General features: G+C 72.2%; 13 protein-coding genes and 1 pseudogene. 5 read left to right on the top strand and 9 right to left on the bottom strand.

Annotated elements, in window-relative coordinates:
• Positions 1-125: 125 nt before the first annotated feature.
• On the bottom strand, positions 126-1481 hold the full coding sequence (locus ACIQZN_RS15440; RefSeq protein ID WP_403992956.1) for a glycoside hydrolase family 5 protein: 1356 nt from the start codon (positions 1479-1481) through the stop codon (positions 126-128).
• 412 nt (positions 1482-1893) lie between these two features.
• Between ACIQZN_RS15440 and ACIQZN_RS15435 the strand changes: the two genes are divergently transcribed.
• Together ACIQZN_RS15435 and ACIQZN_RS15430 are read left to right on the top strand one after the other, a co-directional pair.
• The gene (locus ACIQZN_RS15435; RefSeq protein WP_403992953.1) at positions 1894-4041 is read left to right on the top strand and encodes an MGH1-like glycoside hydrolase domain-containing protein; all 2148 of its coding nucleotides are present in this window, start codon (positions 1894-1896) and stop codon (positions 4039-4041) included.
• Between the two features lie 219 nt (positions 4042-4260).
• Positions 4261-6618 (top strand): discoidin domain-containing protein, encoded by a 2358-nt coding sequence (locus ACIQZN_RS15430; protein WP_403992950.1) that lies wholly within the window; start codon positions 4261-4263, stop codon positions 6616-6618.
• Between the two features lie 77 nt (positions 6619-6695).
• Here ACIQZN_RS15430 and ACIQZN_RS15425 read toward each other — a convergent pair whose 3' ends face one another.
• From ACIQZN_RS15425 to ACIQZN_RS15400, 6 genes and pseudogenes are all read right to left on the bottom strand, one after another.
• Entirely contained in the window at positions 6696-7946 is a 1251-nt protein-coding gene (locus ACIQZN_RS15425) for an ABC transporter substrate-binding protein (protein ID WP_403992947.1), read from the bottom strand.
• Positions 7943-9034, bottom strand: a complete 1092-nt coding sequence (locus ACIQZN_RS15420; RefSeq protein WP_403992944.1) for a branched-chain amino acid ABC transporter permease — start codon at positions 9032-9034, stop codon at positions 7943-7945. Before ACIQZN_RS15420 ends, ACIQZN_RS15425 begins: the two co-directional genes overlap by 4 nt.
• Entirely contained in the window at positions 9027-9917 is an 891-nt protein-coding gene (locus ACIQZN_RS15415; protein WP_403992941.1) for a branched-chain amino acid ABC transporter permease, read from the bottom strand. Before ACIQZN_RS15415 ends, ACIQZN_RS15420 begins: the two co-directional genes overlap by 8 nt.
• Positions 9914-10696 carry an ABC transporter ATP-binding protein gene (locus tag ACIQZN_RS15410; protein WP_403992939.1) on the bottom strand — a complete coding sequence of 261 codons (783 nt, stop codon included), beginning with the start codon at positions 10694-10696 and terminating at the stop codon, positions 9914-9916. The genes ACIQZN_RS15415 and ACIQZN_RS15410 overlap by 4 nt, the downstream gene beginning before the upstream one ends.
• Positions 10684-11485: pseudogene (locus ACIQZN_RS15405) on the bottom strand (ABC transporter ATP-binding protein). The gene ACIQZN_RS15410 and the pseudogene ACIQZN_RS15405 overlap by 13 nt, the downstream one beginning before the upstream one ends.
• Before the next feature lie 286 nt (positions 11486-11771).
• Entirely contained in the window at positions 11772-12887 is a 1116-nt protein-coding gene (locus ACIQZN_RS15400; protein ID WP_403992936.1) for a glycerate kinase, read from the bottom strand.
• A 126-nt stretch (positions 12888-13013) separates the two neighbouring features.
• On the opposite strand from ACIQZN_RS15400, the gene ACIQZN_RS15395 reads away from it, so the two are divergent.
• From ACIQZN_RS15395 to ACIQZN_RS15385, 3 genes are all read left to right on the top strand, one after another.
• The gene (locus ACIQZN_RS15395) at positions 13014-13505 is read left to right on the top strand and encodes an NUDIX domain-containing protein (protein WP_403992933.1); all 492 of its coding nucleotides are present in this window, start codon (positions 13014-13016) and stop codon (positions 13503-13505) included.
• A gap of 17 nt (positions 13506-13522) precedes the next feature.
• Positions 13523-14146, top strand: coding sequence for a class I SAM-dependent DNA methyltransferase (locus tag ACIQZN_RS15390; RefSeq protein ID WP_403993040.1), 624 nt, complete (start codon positions 13523-13525; stop codon positions 14144-14146).
• 239 nt (positions 14147-14385) lie between these two features.
• The gene (locus tag ACIQZN_RS15385; protein WP_374782881.1) at positions 14386-14970 is read left to right on the top strand and encodes a TMEM165/GDT1 family protein; all 585 of its coding nucleotides are present in this window, start codon (positions 14386-14388) and stop codon (positions 14968-14970) included.
• 67 nt (positions 14971-15037) lie between these two features.
• Here ACIQZN_RS15385 and ACIQZN_RS15380 read toward each other — a convergent pair whose 3' ends face one another.
• Both ACIQZN_RS15380 and ACIQZN_RS15375 read right to left on the bottom strand, forming a co-directional pair.
• On the bottom strand, positions 15038-15538 hold the full coding sequence (locus tag ACIQZN_RS15380; RefSeq protein WP_403992930.1) for a methylated-DNA--[protein]-cysteine S-methyltransferase: 501 nt from the start codon (positions 15536-15538) through the stop codon (positions 15038-15040).
• A complete protein-coding gene (locus tag ACIQZN_RS15375) occupies positions 15535-17025 on the bottom strand; it encodes an AlkA N-terminal domain-containing protein (protein ID WP_403992927.1) in 1491 nt (496 codons plus the stop codon). The genes ACIQZN_RS15380 and ACIQZN_RS15375 overlap by 4 nt, the downstream gene beginning before the upstream one ends.
• Positions 17026-17091: the final 66 nt, after the last annotated feature.

The following is a 17091-nucleotide window of genomic DNA, read 5'->3' as shown; positions in this document are numbered from 1 at the left end:
GGCGCCCGCGGCGGGGGGGGGGGGGGGGTCGGGGCGGGGGGGGGGGGGGGGGCCCCCCCCCGGGGGCCCGGGGGGGGGGGGGGGGCGGGGGGCCCGCCGGGGCCCCCCGCCCCCCCGTCCGCGTGTCAGCCGGTGCCGTACAGGTCCGTCAGGCTGATGCCCGTCGTGGTGCCGGCGCCGCCGAGCGGGACCTCGTGGTCGAGGCTGACGAACTTGCCGTTCTCCTGCCAGAGCGCGGTCTTGAGCAGGGCGTACTTCGCCTCGTCCCAGGTGGCCCAGTCATAGCCGAGGAGCCCGCCGGTGTCGCCCGAGTTCGGGTTGAGGCACCAGAAGGTCTGGCTGATGCGGTGGTCCACGATGAGATCGCGCAGCGCCTTCAGCCACTTCTCGTTGGGGCCGTTGTCGAGGAAGCCGCCCCACTCCCCGATGAGCAGGGGCGCGGTGTTGTTCTGGTGCAGGTAGAGCCAGTTGGGGCCCCAGACGTCGCGTTCCAGCGTGCTGCGGTCCCAGTCGCCCTCGAACCAGGGCTGCTGGAAGACGAGCGGGCCGTAGTCGTGCGGGGAGTAGACGAGCTGGTCCTGCTGGGCGCCGAGGTCCACGGGGTGTTCGGCGGCGCCGCGCAGGTTCCCGCCCCACCAGTCGTAGTGGTAGTCCGCCTCGGCGGTGGAGCTCCAGTCGCTGCCGTCCTTGGGGTAGACCTCGATGCCCTCGCAGAGGATGAGGACCTTGGGGTTGATGGCGAGGATGCGTTTGCCGGCGGTCTCGCAGGCGTACTTGAAGTTGTCCTCGTCGGTGGAGTCGTCCCACTTGGCGCGCGGTGACTCGGACTGCTTGCCGTGCGGCTCGTTCTTGATGTCCATCGCCACGAGGGTGTCGTTGTCCTTGTAGCGGTCCGTCACCCATTCCCAGGCCGAGTAGAAGTCCTCGGTGGTGATCGAGCCCTTCCACCAGACGGGGTGGATGTGCCCGGAGTTGTCGGCCTCGGCGCTGTGCACATCGAGGAGGACCTTGATGCCGTACTTCTCCGCCGTGTCGAGGAAGGCGTCGAAGACCTGGAGGGTGGTCTTGTCCTTCAGCTCGGGGTTGGCGTACGTGTTGACCGCGCTGGGCACCGCGGCCTGGCCGTTCTTCCACTCCAGGAGGAGCTGGGTGGAGATCGGCACCCGGACGATGTTGATGCCGCGCTGCGCCATCTGCCCGGTGAGGGTGTCCAGGTTGGCGGACCAGAGCCCGTGGAAGACCCGTTCGGTGGCGTTGAAGCCGAACCAGTTGACGCCGGTGAGCCAGACCTCCTTGCCGTTCTCGTCGACGATCTTGTTCCCGTCGGTGTGCAGCCAGTCCGTCCCGGCGGTGCCCTGCGCGGCGGGGGTGGCGGCGGTGGGGGCCGCCTCGGCGGGGAGCGGTCCGCAGAGGGCCAGCAGCGCGGCGGTGGCCGCGGCGGCGGCGGCCAGTCCGGTGCGTTTCCTTCTGGAGGTCGTCATGGGTGACTTCGCCTTTCGGTGGGGGTCGAATGGTGCCGGTCAACGATGCGGGAGCGCTCCCATATGTGGGGGTGCCCGGCCTCCGCGCACGCCGGAGAGCGCGCGGAGGCCGGGGTGGGTCGAGAGCGTCGGGCGCTACCCGTGGAGGGGAATTCCGGCCGGGCCAGGGGGCGCGGCGAGTCGGCCGGAAAGGCGCCCGCGTCCTGAACCGTGGCATCGGGCCGCACGGCGTGTCAACGCTTTCGTAGTTGTTTCGTGACCCTCACGCGCGGGCGGCACGGCGCCTTGATCCAGCGGTGCCGACACCCTTGCTCTGCTCACGAGTTGAGCTATATAACGTTGTAAAGACGGCCTCGGGGCGCGCCGTCCGGACATCCGGACACCGCATTCCCATTCAGCCCAGGAGGCCCTGATGACCCCTCATGTCCCCGATCACACGCCCGACTCCACACGCTCTGAGCAGGACGGACCGACCGGTCCCGGACGGCGGCGGGTGTGCCGTGACGCCGCGCTGATCGGGCTCGCGGCCGGTGCGCTCGGGCTGCCGGCGGCCGGCACGGCACAGGCGGCGCCGGTTGCCTCGCCGGCCGGCGGGCGGCCGGTCCGGGTGCCGCTCGACGTGCGGGCGCTGGCCCGGCAGCGGTACGGCTCCGATGCCGACTGGTACGCGGCGAACATCCCGTTCGTGGACCTGCCGGACCGCACGATTCTGGACACGTACTACTACCGCTGGGAAGCCTTCAAGAAGCATCTGCGTTCCACCGCCGACGGAATGCTCGTCACCGAGTTCCTGCCCTCGGTCTCGTGGGAGGGCGCCAATTCGACCATCAACGCGGCGGTCGGGCACCACATCCACGAGGCGCGCTGGCTCCGCGACCGGACCGTCGTGAAGGACACCCTCGCCTGGTGGCTCGGCGGCGGGGGCAACCTGCGCCAGTACACGTCGTGGATCGGCCAGGCGGTGTGGGCGGATTACGAGGTCAGCGGCGACGGCCGGGTGCCGCTGGCGCACTCCGCCGCGCTGGAGGCGGATCTCGAAGCCTGGGAGTCCCATTACGACGCGGACATGGGGCTCTACTGGATCGCGCCGGTCAACGACGCCACCGAGTTCACCACGAGCGGGCTCGACGTCGGTGACGGCTGGGCGGGCGAGGCGTTCCGGCCGACGCTCAACAGCTACCTCTTCGCCGGGCACCAGGCCGTGGCGCGCATCGCGGCGCTGGCCGGGGACACCGCGAAGGCCGCCGCGCACACCGAGCGGGCGGAGCGGCTGCGGGCCCGGGTGCAGGAGAAGCTGTGGAGCCCGGAGTTCCGGCACTTCACCGACCGCTTCGGGCCCCAGTACCCGGACCGGCACGGGGCGTTCGTCAGCGGACCGGAGCTGGCCGGATTCGTGCCCTGGTACTTCGGCCTGCCCGACGCGCGGCACGACGGCGCGTGGCGCGGGCTCACCGATCCGGCCGCGTTCGCCGGGCGGCACGGGCTGCGGACGGTCCCGCCCTCCTCGCCGTACTACATGGTGCAGCACCGCACCCCGGGGGCCAGCCCAGGCGAGTGCGAGTGGAACGGGCCGTCCTGGCCGTTCCAGACGAGTCAGGTCCTCACCGCCCTGGCCCGCCTCCTCGACGAGCGCCCGCACGCCCCCGTCGGGCGCGACGACTACGTGGGGCTGCTGCGCCAGTACGCCGCCCAGCAGCGCAAGGACCGGCGGCCGTACATCGCGGAGAACCTGGACCCGGACACCGGCGAGTGGATCGCGGACTTCCCGGACCGCAGTGAGCACTACAACCACTCCACCTTCGCGGACCTGGTCCTCACGGGGCTGCTGGGGGTGCGCCCCTCGGCCGGTGACACGCTGCGGATACGCCCGCTCGTGCCGGCCGGGTGGGACCACTTCGCGCTCCAGAACGTCGCGTACCACGGCCACGAGCTGAGCGTGGTCTACGACCGGGACGGCAGCCACTACCGGCTGGGCGTCAAGGGGTTGTGCGTCTGGGTCGACGGACACCTCGTCGCCTCGGGGCGTCCGCTGTCGGGGGCGACGGTGGATCTGCGGCGGGCCCCGGTGCGCCGGCCGGAGGCGTTGGCGAACCGGGCGTTCAACCACAAGGGCGAGGGGTTCCCGCAGGCTTCGGCCTCGTCCAGTGGCGAGGGGACCGGTCCGGAGGCCGCCGTCGACGGGCGCGTCTGGTTCGACCGGGCGCCGGTCAACCGCTGGGTGTCGGCGCCGGACGGGGCCCGCACGGTGGAGTTCACGGTGACGGCGGCGGAGGCGGTCACGGTGGACCGGGCGCGGATCCACTACTACGACGAGGGGCCGGGGTCCGGGGTGCGCGTGCCCGTGGGGCAGCGGCTCCAGTACGCGGACGGGGACCGGTGGCGCGAGGTGCGGGTGCGGCCGGGGTCGGACCGCTCACCGGCCGCGAACACGGCGACGGAGCTGCGGTTCGCCCCGGTCACCGCGCAGCGCTTCCGGCTCGTGATGACGGCCGCGAAGGGGTGCCGGGTGGCCCTGAGCGACCTCGAACTGCTCGGTCCGCGCGGGAGCCAGGCCGACTGACGGGCGCTCACCGCCCTCGCAAGTGGCTTGCGTAGTACGAGCGTTGGGTGCGCCGAATCCCCGCCAACCGGCGCACTCAACGCATTCTTCTCAGGTTTGAGTCGTAAATTTTAGTTCTGGAAGCAGAATCTTGCGCACCATCGTGGACTTCCTTGCGGCGGTGCTCCTAGCCTGTGGGACGTCCGAAGAGCCCCCACGAGCCGCAAGGACGACTTCGACGTGACTTCCCCACCCCGACGACCGCTGTTCAAGCGGTCCATATCCGCCTCACTCTCGCTGGCCCTCGCCGCGGTCGGCACCGCCGCCGCCGTGGTGCTGACCGGCGCACCGGCCGCCCAGGCCGCCGGTGTCCCCGCCCCCTCACCGCTCTCCGTACCCGGCCGCGGCGCGACCGTCCCGTTCAAAGAACAGGAGGCCGAGTACGCGGCCACCAACGGCACCCTGATCGGCCCGAACCGCCTCTACGGCACGCTGCCGTCCGAGGCGTCGGGCCGGCAGGCGGTGACCCTGGACTCGGTCGGTGAGTACGTGGAGTTCACGCTCACCGCCCCCGCCAACGCGATGTCCTTCCGGTACTCGCTGCCGGACAACTCCGCCGGGACGGGCCGGGACGCCTCGATCGACGTACGCGTGAACGGCGCCTCGCCCAAGGCGGTGCCGGTCACCTCCAAGTACGGCTGGTACTACGGGGGTTACCCGTTCAACAACAACCCGGGCGACACCAACCCGCACCACTTCTATGACGAGGCCCGGACCATGTTCGGGTCCACCCTGCCCATCGGTACGAAGGTCCGGCTCCAGGTGTCCTCCACCGCCGCCTCACCGTCGTTCACCATCGACCTGGCGGACTTCGAGCAGGTGGGCGCGCCCATCGCCAAGCCGTCCGGTGCGCTGGACGTCGTCTCCGACTTCGGGGCCGACCCGACCGGGGCCGCCGACTCGACCGCCAAGATCCAGGCGGCCGTGGACGCGGGCAGGACGCAGGGCAAGGAGGTGTACATCCCGCAGGGCACGTTCCAGGTCCGCGACCACATCATCGTGGACAAGGTGACCCTGCGCGGCGCCGGGCCCTGGTACTCCGTGCTGACCGGGCGCGACCCCTCCAACCGGAGCAAGGCCGTCGGCGTCTACGGCAAGTACGCCGGGGACGGCGGCAGCAGCAACGTCACGCTCAGGGACTTCGCCATCATCGGTGACATCCGCGAGCGGGTCGACAACGACCAGGTGAACGCCATCGGCGGCGCCCTGTCCAACTCGACCGTCGACAACGTCTGGATGCAGCACACCAAGTGCGGCGCCTGGATGGACGGCCCGATGGACAACTTCACCATCAAGAACAGCCGCATCCTGGACCAGACCGCCGACGGGGTGAACTTCCACTACGGCGTCACCAACTCGACGGTCACCAACACCTTCGTCCGCAACACTGGGGACGACGGGCTCGCCATGTGGGCGGAGAACGTCCCGAACGTCAAGAACAAGTTCACGTTCAACACGGTGATCCTGCCGATCCTCGCCAACAACATCGTCACCTACGGCGGCAAGGACATCACCCTGTCCGACAACGTCATGGCGGACACCATCTCCAACGGCGGCGGCCTGCACATCGCCAACCGCTATCCGGGTGTCAACTCCGGCCAGGGGACGGCTGTTTCGGGCACCACCACGGCCGCCCGCAACACCCTGATCCGGACCGGGAACAGCGACTACAACTGGAACTTCGGGGTCGGCGCGATCTGGTTCAGCGGGCTCAACGAACCGATCAACGGCAACATCAACATCACCGACAGCGAGGTCCTGGACAGCTCCTACGCCGCGATCCACCTCATCGAGGGCGCGACCAACGGGCTGCACTTCAAGAACATCAAGATCGACGGCGCCGGCACCTACGCGCTCCAGATCCAGGCCCCCGGCACGGCCACCTTCGACAACGTCACGGCGACGCACATCGCCCAGTCGAACCCGATCCACAACTGCGTCGGCAGCGGCTTCCAGATCACCCGGGGCTCCGGGAACTCCGGCTGGTACGCCGATCCTCCGGCCTGCACCGGCGTCTGGCCGGACCCGGTGTGGACCAACGGCGGCGTCCCGGGCGGCGGCACCGGCCCGACCGACCCCACCGACCCGCCGACCGACCCCACGGACCCGCCGGTCGAGACGGGTAACCTCGCCAAGGGCCGCCCCGTCACCGAGTCCGGTCACGCCGATGTGTACGGCGCGTCCAACGCGGTCGACGGCAACGCGAACACGTACTGGGAGAGCCGCAACAACGCCTTCCCGCAGACGATCACCGTGGACCTCGGCGCCGCCAAGTCCGTCAAGCGGCTCGTCCTGAAGCTGCCCCCGGCGTCCGCCTGGGCGACCCGCACCCAGACCCTGAGCGTGTCGGGCAGCACCGACAACAACACGTACAACTCCCTGAAGGGCTCGGCGGGTTACACCTTCAACCCGTCGAGCGGCAACCAGGCGACGGTCACCCTGCCGGGCACGTCGGCCCGCTATGTGCGGCTGACGTTCACCGCCAACACCGGCTGGCCGGCCGCGCAGCTCTCGGAACTGGAGGCATACACCAGCTGATCCGGCGACGGACGGGACACCGGCGGGCGGCACGCGCGATGCGTGCCGCCCGCCGGGCATTTCCCTTGCGGGGAGCGTTACTTGAGGGGGTAGCTCTTGGCGGCCGCCGCGGCCTCGGCGGGCCTGACCACCTTCAGGCCGCCGGGGACCTTGTCGTCCGGCTTCATGATCACGCTCTCCCTGGTGGAGGGCGCGGCCGGGTCGGTGAAATCGTGCGAGACCCCGAAGTCGGTGCCGAAGCCGGAGATGGTCAGCAGCGCCTTGTCGACGCCCTCGCGGGTGAGGTCCTTGGCCGCGCACGCCTTCTTCAGGGCCTCGCCGTACAGGTCGGCGGCCGTGTAGCCGGCGATGACGCCGTTGTCGAGGCCGTCCTTCGGGTAGGCGGCGGCGTACTCCTTCGCAAGCTTCGCCGGGCCGGTGCCCGGGTCGCCGATGGGCAGGGTGGACGCGGCGACGTAGTAGTCCCGCATCAGGGCCGGGCCCGCCTGGGTCTTCAGCAGCTGCGGTGCGTACGCGGAGTTGTTGCCGATGACCGGGACCTTGAGGCCGGTGGCGGCGGCGACCCCGACGAACGAGGCGGCCTGGCGGGGGCCCGCGCTGATGACGACCGCCTTGACGCCCGCCTGCTTCAGGGCGGCGACCTGGGCGGTCATGTCGTCGTCGGAGGGCTTGATCATCTGCTCCACCACGGTGAGACCCGCCTGCTTCGCCGCGTACTGAGAACCGGCGAGGGCGTTCTCGCCGTAGTCGCCCTCGAAGTACACATGGCCGACCTTGTCGCCCTTGGCGATGCGTTTCTCCGCTAGCAGATAGTCGATGGCGTTGATCGTCTCGACGTCGTACGTGGCGCCGATGATGCGTACGTACTTGCTGCCGAGCAGGTTCGCGGACCATGCCTGCGGCAGGACGAGGCCCTTGTCCAGGCCGTCGATGCGCTGCTCCACCGCCCCGACGAACGGGGAGCCGATGAACTGGACGAAGCCCAGCACCTTCGGTTCCAGCTCGGTGTATCCGGCGACCGCCTTCTGCGGGTCGTAGCCGTGGTCGCGCACGGTCAGCTCGATCTTGCGGTCGCAAATGCCGCCCTCGGCGTTGGTCCGCTTCACCCAGAGCCGCTGGGCCTGGGTGACGCTCTTGCCGAGCGAGGCGTAGACGCCGGTCATGTCGGTGAGCGCGCCGAGTGCGATCACCGAATCGGTGACGCCCTTGCCGGTCTTCACCCCGCCCTTGGACCCCTCTCCCCCGTCGGAGGACCTGGCCTTCTCGCTGCATCCCGTGAGGGTGAGGGCGAGGGCCGCGCACACGGCCCCGAGCACACGCAGTTTCATTTCTTCTCCCCTGGGTTCTTCCTCGGGCGTGTCAGGCCGCCGGGCAGGAACAGGACCGCCGCGACGACCGCGGCGCCGTACAGGTAGCGCGATGCCTCGCCCGGTGCCAGGCCGCCGGTGCCGGGGGCCGCGACCAGCGGCAGGGCGTCGCTGTAGTGGGTGAGGAGCTGAGGCAGCAGCGAGACGAAGGCGGCGCCGACGACCGCCCCCGCCACGGTGCCGAGCCCGCCGATCACGATCATGGCGAGGTATTCGAGGGACAGGACCATGCCGAAGTACTCGGGCACCGTCCGCTGGAATACCAAGGCCAGGAGCACCCCGGCCAGTCCGGCGTACATGGAGGACAGGACGAAGACCCCGGCCCGGTAGCGGGCCACCGGGACGCCCATCACACCGGCCGCGATGCGGTGGTCGCGGATGGCGTTGAGCGCCCGGCCCGGCCGCCCGCGCAGCACCCCGCGCGCGAACAGGCCGCTGAGGAGCAGGGCGAGCAGCGCCGCGTACCAGAGTTTCTCGGAGGACTGGAACGGCACCGCGGCCACCACCGTCTCGGTGTCGTCGAAGGTGAGGCCGAAGAGCGACAGCGGCGGCACCGGGCGGCCGTTGTAACCGCCGGTGAGGGACGAGGCGTTGAACAGCACGTGCTGGCCGATGAAGATCAGCGCCAGGGTGGCGATGCCGAGATAGGCGCCGCGCAGCCGCCCCGCGATCGGGCTGAACAGCCCGCCCGCTACTCCGGCGAGGAGAACGGCGAGCACGGCGGCGAGCCAGCTGGGCAGGCCGAGCCCGGACAGGGTGTGCCCGTTCTCCGTACCGCCCTCTCCCGCCAGTACGCAGTAGCCGTACGCGCCCACGGCGAGGAAGAAGGCGTGGCCCATGGAGAGCTGCCCGGTCGCCCCGGTCAGCAGGTTGAGCCCGATCGCGCCGATCGCGGCGGCCATCGCGAAGAGACCGGCCTGGAGCCAGAAGCGGTCCAGATAGAAGGGGAGGGCGAGCAGCAGCACCGATCCCGCAGCCCAGGCCCAGGTACGGGGGCGGCGCAGCCGCGCGGTGACGGTGTACGCGAACGGGGTGGCGGTCTCAGACACGGGCCGGCTCCTTCGTGCCGAGGAGTCCGGCGGGGCGTACGAGCAGCACGATCACCATCACCAGGTAGGGGGCCAGGTCGCCGATGCCCCGGCCGAGGAACGACAGATCGCTCTGGTAGCCGGTGGCGAGCGATTCGGTGACGCCGACGATGAGACCGCCGGCGAGGGCCCCGGTCGTGGAGTCGAGGCCGCCGAGGATGGCGGCGGGGAACGCCTTGAGCGCGGCGAGCGAGGTCGCCCGTTCCAGGCCGGGCGTCGGGAAGACGGTGAGGAACAGCGCGGCGACGGCGGCGAGCGCCCCGGCGACCGCCCAGGCGGCGAGCGAGACCCGGCCGAGCCTGATCCCCATCAGCGCGGCCGTCCGGGGGTTCTCGGCGGCGGCGCGCATCGAGACGCCCCAGGAGGTGAAGCGGAAGGCGAGCAGGAAGACGGTGATGAGGAGGGCGGCGGCGACGAACGCGGCGACACGGGTCTGGGCGAGGGTGACCCCGCCGATGGTGAGGACCCGGTCGCCCCAGGGGTCGCCGAGCGCGAGCACCTCCGTGCCCATGCGCCGGGTGAGTTCGGTCGTCAGGAGGATGTCGACGCCGATGGTGACGATGGCGAGGACGCTGTGGTCGCTGCCCCGGTAACGGCGCATCACCAGGAAGTCGACGGCGGCGCCGACGACGGCCGCGCCCGCGATGCCGACCGCGAGGGCGGGCCAGAAGCCGATGTCGTCGTGGAGTACGGCGGTGACGTAACCGCCCGCCAACAGCAGGGACGCGTGGGCGAAGTTGACGACCTCGGTGGCCTTGAAAATGACGACGAAGCCGAGCGCGATCAGGGCGTAGACCGAGCCGATGGACAGGCCGCCGAGGAGGAATTCGATGAAGGTGGTCATTGCGGTGCTCCCAGATATGCCTGGACGACGGCGGGATCGTTCTGGACCTCTGCGGGGGTGCCGTCGGCGATCCGGCGCCCGAAGTCGAGGACGGTCACGGCGTCCGCGAGCCGCATCACCACGCCCATGTCGTGCTCGACCAGCACGATCGAGATGCCGAGGCCGTCGCGGACCCCGGCGACGACCGCGGCCGTGCGCCGGCGCTCGTCGGCGGTCATGCCGGCGACGGGTTCGTCCAGGAGGAGCACCTGCGGCTCCATGCACAGCGCCCGGCCCAGCTCGACCAGCTTCTGCTGCCCGTACGGCAGTGCGCCGGCCGGCCGGCTCAACTCCGCTTCCAGGCCTATGAATTCGGCGATCTCGCGGACCCGTTCGCGGTGCGCGCGGGCTTCCCGGGCGGCGGACGGCAGCCGCAGTCCGGCGGCCAGGAATCCCGCCCGGGTGAGCCGGTGCCGGCCGAGCATGAGGGTGTCGGCGACGGTGGCGTACGGGGGCAGCGCGAGGTTCTGGAAGGTTCGGGCCACCCCGAGCGCGGCGATCCGGTGCGGGGCCAGCCCGGTCAGCTCGGTCCCGCCGAGCCGGACGCTGCCGGAGGCCGCCCGGCAGACCCCGGACAGCACGTTGAACGTGGTCGACTTCCCGGCGCCGTTGGGGCCGATGACGGCGTGCACGCTGCCCGGCTCGACGGTGAACGAGACGCCGTCGAGGGCGGTGAGCCCGGCGAAGCGGACGGTGACGTCGCTGACGGTGAGCTGCGCGGGGGCGGTCACGCGGACCACCTGCCCAGGGTGCGTACGGTGGTGCCCGCCGCCCGGTCCGCGTCGGCGGCGGCCGCCTCGTCCACGACGCCCAGATAGCGGCGGCGCACCTCGTCGGAGGCGGCCAGTTCCTCGGCGGGCCCGTGCAGGGCGACCTCGCCGACCTCCAGGACGTACGCCGTGGTGGCGAGGCGCAGGGCGATCGACGCGTTCTGCTCCACGAGCAGGACGGAGGTGCCGGAGGCGTTGATCTCGCGGATGGTGTCGGCGATGCGTTGCGCCATCAACGGCGCGAGGCCGAGCGAGGGTTCGTCGAGGAGGAGCAGCCGGGGGCGGGCCATCAGGGCGCGGCCCATGGCGAGCATCTGCTGCTCGCCGCCGGACAGCAGCCCGGCGCTCTGGTGGGCGCGGCGGGCGAGTACGGGGAACAACTCGTGCACGCGGCCCAGCGCTTCGGCCGCCGCCTTGCGGCCGCCGGGCGCGCCGAGGGCCCCGGCGCGCAGGTTGTCCGCCACGGTCATACGGGCGAACACCTGGCGGCCCTCGGGCACTTGGACGATCCCGGCGGCGACGACCCGGTCGGGCCGCAGCCGCTCCAGCGGGCGCCCGTCGAACCGGACGGTGCCGGTGGCGGTGCCGCCGTGGAAGCCAAGGGTCCGTGAGACGGCCCGCAGCAGGGTGGTCTTGCCGGCGCCGTTGCCGCCGAGTACGGCGGTGATCGTGCCGGGCGGGACGTCGAGGTCGATGCCGCGCAGTGGGCGTACGGGGCCGTAGGTGGGCGGAGAGTGCGCGGATCTCCAGGGTGGGCATGGGGGTGTCCTCCTCCTTCCGCGGTTCCTGTGTTGCCACAGGTCAGCAGGGGGAGGAGGGGGGCGTCCATGGGGGTGGGGGGATGTGGTGCGGGTGCCCCGGGTGGGCGGGGGCGGGGTTGTGCGGGCGCACAGGGCGGGGGGCGCCTGCGGCGGGCCTTGTCCCCTACCCGCCCCTTCCCGAAACCGGGGCTCCGCCCCGGACCCCGCGCCTCAAACGCCGGCGAGGCTACCTATAAGCCCCTCCGGCGATTGAGGAGCGGGGGTCCGGGGGCAGCGCCCCCGGTTCAGACCAGAAAGTCGCGCGCGATCGACTCCGCGACCCGCTCCAGCAACGGCCCCGCCTCCGCCATGCACACCGCGGGATCCGGCTCCAGGTCCATCAGCGCGTACGCCCGCCGGATCCCCGCCCCCGCCAGCGCCTCCGGCGACAGCGCGAGGCGCCCGCAGACCGCCACGACCGGGAGGCCCGCCGCCCGCGCCGCCGCCGCGACGCCCGCCGGGGCCTTGCCGTGGAGGGTCTGGGTGTCGAGGGAGCCCTCGCCGGTGATGACGAAGGTCGCCCGGTCGAGCGCGGGCGCGAAGCCCAGGACGTCGAGCATGACCTCGATCCCGGGGCGGAAGCGCGCGCCGAGGGCGACGAGCGCGCCGTAGCCGATGCCGCCGGCCGCCCCGGCGCCGGGGAGGTCCGCCTGCTCGGGGCCGAGGAGGGACGCATAGTGCGCGAGGGCCGCGTCAAGCGTCGCGATGTCCGCCTCGGTCGCGCCCTTCTGGCGGCCGTAGACCTCCGGCGCGCCCTTGGAGCCGGTCAGCGGGTTGTCGACGTCGCTGGCGAGGACCAGGTCGATGCCGGCGAACCGGGGGTCGAGCCCGGACAGATCCGCCTCGGCGAGGTCCGCGAGGCCGCCGCCACCCGGCCCGACCGGCTTGCCGTCCGCGTCGAGGAAGCGCGCCCCGAGCGCGGCGAGCATGCCCGCCCCGCCGTCCGTGGTGGCGCTGCCGCCGACGCCGAACACGATGGTCCGGGCCCCCGCCTCGACCGCGGCGAGCAGCAGCTCCCCGGAGCCGTACGTGGTGGCCGTGAGGGGCGCGAAGACTCCTTCGGGCAGGTGCTGGAGGCCGGACGCCTCGGCCATCTCGACCACCGCGGTGGTCCCCCGCACCGCGTACGCGGCGGTGACGGGGTCGCCCAGGGGCCCGGTCACCCGTGCCTCGCGGCGCTCGAAGCCGGCGGCCACCGCCGCCGCCACCGTGCCGTCGCCGCCGTCGGCGACCGGCAGGGTCTCCACCCGTATGTCCGGGACGACGCGCCGCAGCCCGGCCGTCACCCGCTCCGCGACCTGCACGGCCGTGAGCGAGCCCTTGAACTTGTCCGCCGCGACGAGCACGCGTGCGGTTTCCATCACTGCTCCGTCCGTCACCATGATTCCCTTTGCATTCGAACAGGCAGTCGCGCCGCCCCGACCCTATCCGCCGGACCCCCTCCCTGCCCATGGTCTGATCGATCAAAATGGCTCTACGCTGACCGTGTGACCACTACTGACTACGCCACGTATATCGCCGGTCTTCCCAAGGTCCTCGTCGGTGCCGCCTGTGTCTTCCGGGACGCGCGCGGCCGGGTGCTGCTGGTCGAGCCGAACTACCGGGAGGGGTGGACGCTGCCCGGCGGGACGGTCGAGTCGGCGGACGGGGAGAGCCCCCGGCAGGGCGCGCGGCGCGAGTCGCTGGAGGAGATCGGGCTCGACATCGAGCCGGGCCGGCTCCTCGCCGTCGACTGGGCGCGCGGCAGCGACCGGCCGCCGATCGTGGCGTACGTGTACGACGGCGGGGTCCTGGACGAGGAGCAGCTGAAGGCGATCCGGCTCCAGGAGTCGGAGCTCCTGTCCTGGAAGCTGGTCGAGCCAGCGGAGATCGACCAGTACCTGAAGGGGGCGCGCGCCTGGCGGATGCACGCGGCGCTGAAGGCGCTGGAGTCCGGCACGGGCGCCGTGGAGCTGGAGGACGGCCGCCCCGTCTGCTGAGACGAGGGCGGTCAGCCCTGGGTCTCCGGCGGCCTGGACTCGTCGTCGCGCGCGGTCTCCTCGCGGACGAGCTGGCCGCGAAACATCTGGACCGGGCGATGCTCGGCGCCTTCGCCGCGTATGTGGAGGCGGGCGGCGGCGGGCCGGTCGCCGATCTCGGCTGCGGGCCCGGGCGGGTCACCGCGTACCTGCGGGACCTCGGCCTCGACGCCTCCGGCACGGACCTCTCCCCCGGCATGGTCGCCGAGGCCCGGCGGCGCTATCCGGACCTGCGGTTCGAGGTGGGGACGATGAGCGCGCTGGACCTGCCCGACGGCTCGCTGGGCGGGGCCGTCGCCTGGTACTCGCTCGTCCATACGCCGCCGCGGGAGCTGGGGCCGTACGTGGCCGAGTTCCACCGGGTCCTGGCCCCCGGAGGCCATCTGCTCCTCGCGTTCAAGGCGGGCGACGACGAAGGCGTGCGACTTGAGCACGCGTACGGGCACGCCGTGGATCTCGACGTCTACCGCTTCGACCCGGACCGGGTGGCCGGGCTGCTGGAGCAGGCCGGGTTCGAGGTGCGGGCACGCCTCGTGCGGGCGGCGGATCCGGAAGAGCGCACTCCGCAGGCGTTCCTGCTCGCCCGGCGGCCGGCCGGGTGAGGTAGTGTGGACGGCTGCGAAGGGGAGTAGCCCCGCAAACCGGTCGTCGACACACTGGAACCTCGCGGTTCCCGGTGGCCGGGCTCGTGGATCATCACGGGTGGGCGAGACCTTCGGTCAGGTGTGACACGCCCACGCCCTGTGGGCGGTGCCGTCATGCCGGGCCGAGTGGTCCTCCGAAACGCCGACCGGCACTTCGCGGAGATCCGGGGCCCGGCTCGTACAGAAAGCCACCCGGAATGCATCTCGACCCCCTGGCGATCATCACCGCTTTCGGGCTGATCTTCCTCGCCGAACTCCCGGACAAGACGATGTTCGCGTCGCTCGCCATGGGCACGCGCATGCGCCCGCTCTATGTCTGGTTCGGCACCTCGTCCGCGTTCATCGTGCATGTCGCCATCGCGGTGGGGGCGGGCGGGCTGCTCGGCCTGCTGCCCGACTGGATCGTCAAGCTGGTGTCGGCCTCGCTCTTCGCGTTCGGCGCGTTCATGCTGCTGCGCGGCGGCGGGGACGACGAGGACGACGAGGCGGGCCCGAAGACGGTGACCGGGTTCTGGCCCGTGTACTCGACGGCCTTCATGGCGGTGTTCATCAGTGAGTGGGGCGACCTCACGCAGATCACGACCGCCAACCTGGCGGCGAGCAACGGCACCTGGTCGACCGCGATCGGTTCCGCCGCCGCCCTGATGTCGGTGTCGGCGCTGGCGCTGCTCGCGGGCCGGTTCATCGCGAAGCGCGTACCGCTGAAGACCGTGCAGCGGATCGGCGGGCTGTGCATGCTGGGCCTGGCGATCTGGACGGTGACGGAGATCTTCACCGGCTGAGCCACGGAGATGCTGTACGGCGAAGGGCCCCGCACGCGCGTGTGCGGGGCCCTTCGCCGTACGCGCCTCAGAACAGCGCCGGGGTGCTCGCCTCCGTACCGTTCTCGAACGCCAGCAGCCGCTGTTTGCGGTCCAGCCCGCCCCCGTAGCCCGTGAGGCCGCCCGAGGCCCCGATCACCCGGTGGCAGGGGACGATGATGCCGACCGGGTTCTTGCCGTTGGCCAGGCCCACCGCCCGGGAGGCCCCGGGCTTGCCCAGGTTCTCGGCGAGTTCGCCGTACGAGCGGGTCTCGCCGTACGGGATGAGGCGCAGCTGCTCCCAGACGCTGCGCTGGAACGGGGTGCCGTCCAGGTGCAACGGCAGGTCGAAGGCGCGCAGTTCGCCGGCGAAGTAGGCGTCGAGCTGGCGGATCGCCTCGGTGAAGGGGCGCGGATCGGGTGCGCCGAAGGTCTCCTCCGGGGGCCGGTGGCGCTGGCCGGTCATGTAGAGGCCGGCGAGGACGCCGTCGGTGGCGACGAGGGTCAGCGGGCCGTAGGGGCTGTCGGTGACGGTGTGCTGCCGGGTCACGGGGCACTTCCTTCCGCGTCCGGGAGGTGGTTGATCGGGTGGTCGTCGACGGTCCAGAGGTACTGGACGGCGTACGCCCGCCAGGGGCGCCAACCGGCCGCGCGGGCGGTGAGCGCGGCCGGGGTGGAGGGCAGGCCCAGCTGCTGGGCGGACCTGCGGATGCCGAGGTCGGTGGGGAGGAAGGCGTCCGGGTCGCCGAGGGCGCGCATCGCGATGACCTCGACGGTCCAGGGGCCGAAGCCGGGCAGCGCGGCCAGTTCGGCGCGGGCCCGGTCCCAGTCGGAGTCGGGGCCGAGGCGCAGCGAGCCGTCCGCCAGGGCCTGGACGAGGGTGGTGAGCGTGCGGCGACGGCTGTGCGGGAGGGCCAGCTGCTCGGGGTCGAGTCCGGCCAGCGCCTCCGGGTCCGGGAAGAGGTGGGTGAGTCCGCCCTCCGGGTCGTCCACCGGGGTGCCGTGGGCGGTGACCAGGCGGGCGGCGTGGGTGCGGGCGGCGGCGGTGGACACCTGCTGGCCCAGCACGGCGCGGACGGCGAACTCGGCGCCGTCGACGGTCCTCGGCACCCGGCGGCCCGGTGCCGCGTCGACCAGCGGGGCGAGCAGCGGGTCGGTGCGCAGCTGCTCGTCCACGGCGACCGGGTCGGCGTCCAGGTCGAGGAGCCAGCGGCAGCGGCTGATGGCGAGGGTCAGGTCGCGCGGGTCGGTGAGGGAGAGCCGGCAGGCGATGTGGTCGGGGCGCGGGGTGAGCGCCACGATGCCGTGGCCGTGCGGCAGGGCGAGGGTGCGGCGGTACGCACCGTCGCGCCACTCCTCCACGCTGGGGACGGCGGTCGCGGCGAGGTGGCCGAAGAGGTTGCTGGGGTTGAGCGGGGCGCGGTACGGGAGGCGCAGCGTGATGACGCCGGGGGTGGCGGGGCCGGGTGCGGTGCGGGCGGCCCGGGTGCGCAGTTCGCCGGGGGCGAGGGCGAAGACCTCGCGGACGGTGTCGTTGAAGGTGCGCACCGAGGAGAACCCGGCGGCGAAGGCGATGTCGGCCATGGGGAGCGCGGTGGTCTCGATGAGCACCCGGGCGGTCTGGGCGCGCTGGGCGCGGGCCAGGGCGAGCGGTCCGGCGCCCAGCTCGGCGAGGAGCTGGCGTTCGATCTGGCGGGGCGAGTAGCCGAGGCGGGCGGCGAGGCCGGGGACGCCTTCGCGGTCGACCACGCCGTCGCGGATGAGCCGTATCGCGCGGGCCACCGAGTCGGCGCGGGCGTTCCACTCCGGGGATCCGGGGCTGGTGTCGGGGCGGCACCGCTTGCAGGCCCGGAATCCGGCCTGCTGGCAGGCGGCCGCGCTGGGGTAGAACGTCATGTTCTCGGCCTTGGGCGGCACGACGGGGCAGCTCGGGCGGCAGTAGATCCGGGTGGTCAGGACGGCGGTGAAGAACCAGCCGTCGAAGCGGGCGTCCTTGGACCGGACCGCCCGGACGCAGCGCTCGGTGTCGGTGTGCATGGTTCAAGGATGGGCCACCGGTGGGGGCGGAGGCTGGCGGAAATCCGACATGGGCGTCGGGCTGCC

Origin of the sequence: Streptomyces sp. NPDC097595, assembly GCF_044761525.1 — a bacterium.
In the GTDB taxonomy this organism is placed as follows: Bacteria; Actinomycetota; Actinomycetes; order Streptomycetales; family Streptomycetaceae; genus Streptomyces; species Streptomyces drozdowiczii_A.
Note: the sequence above shows the minus strand (reverse complement) of the source record. Positions and strands in the feature narration are given on the sequence as shown.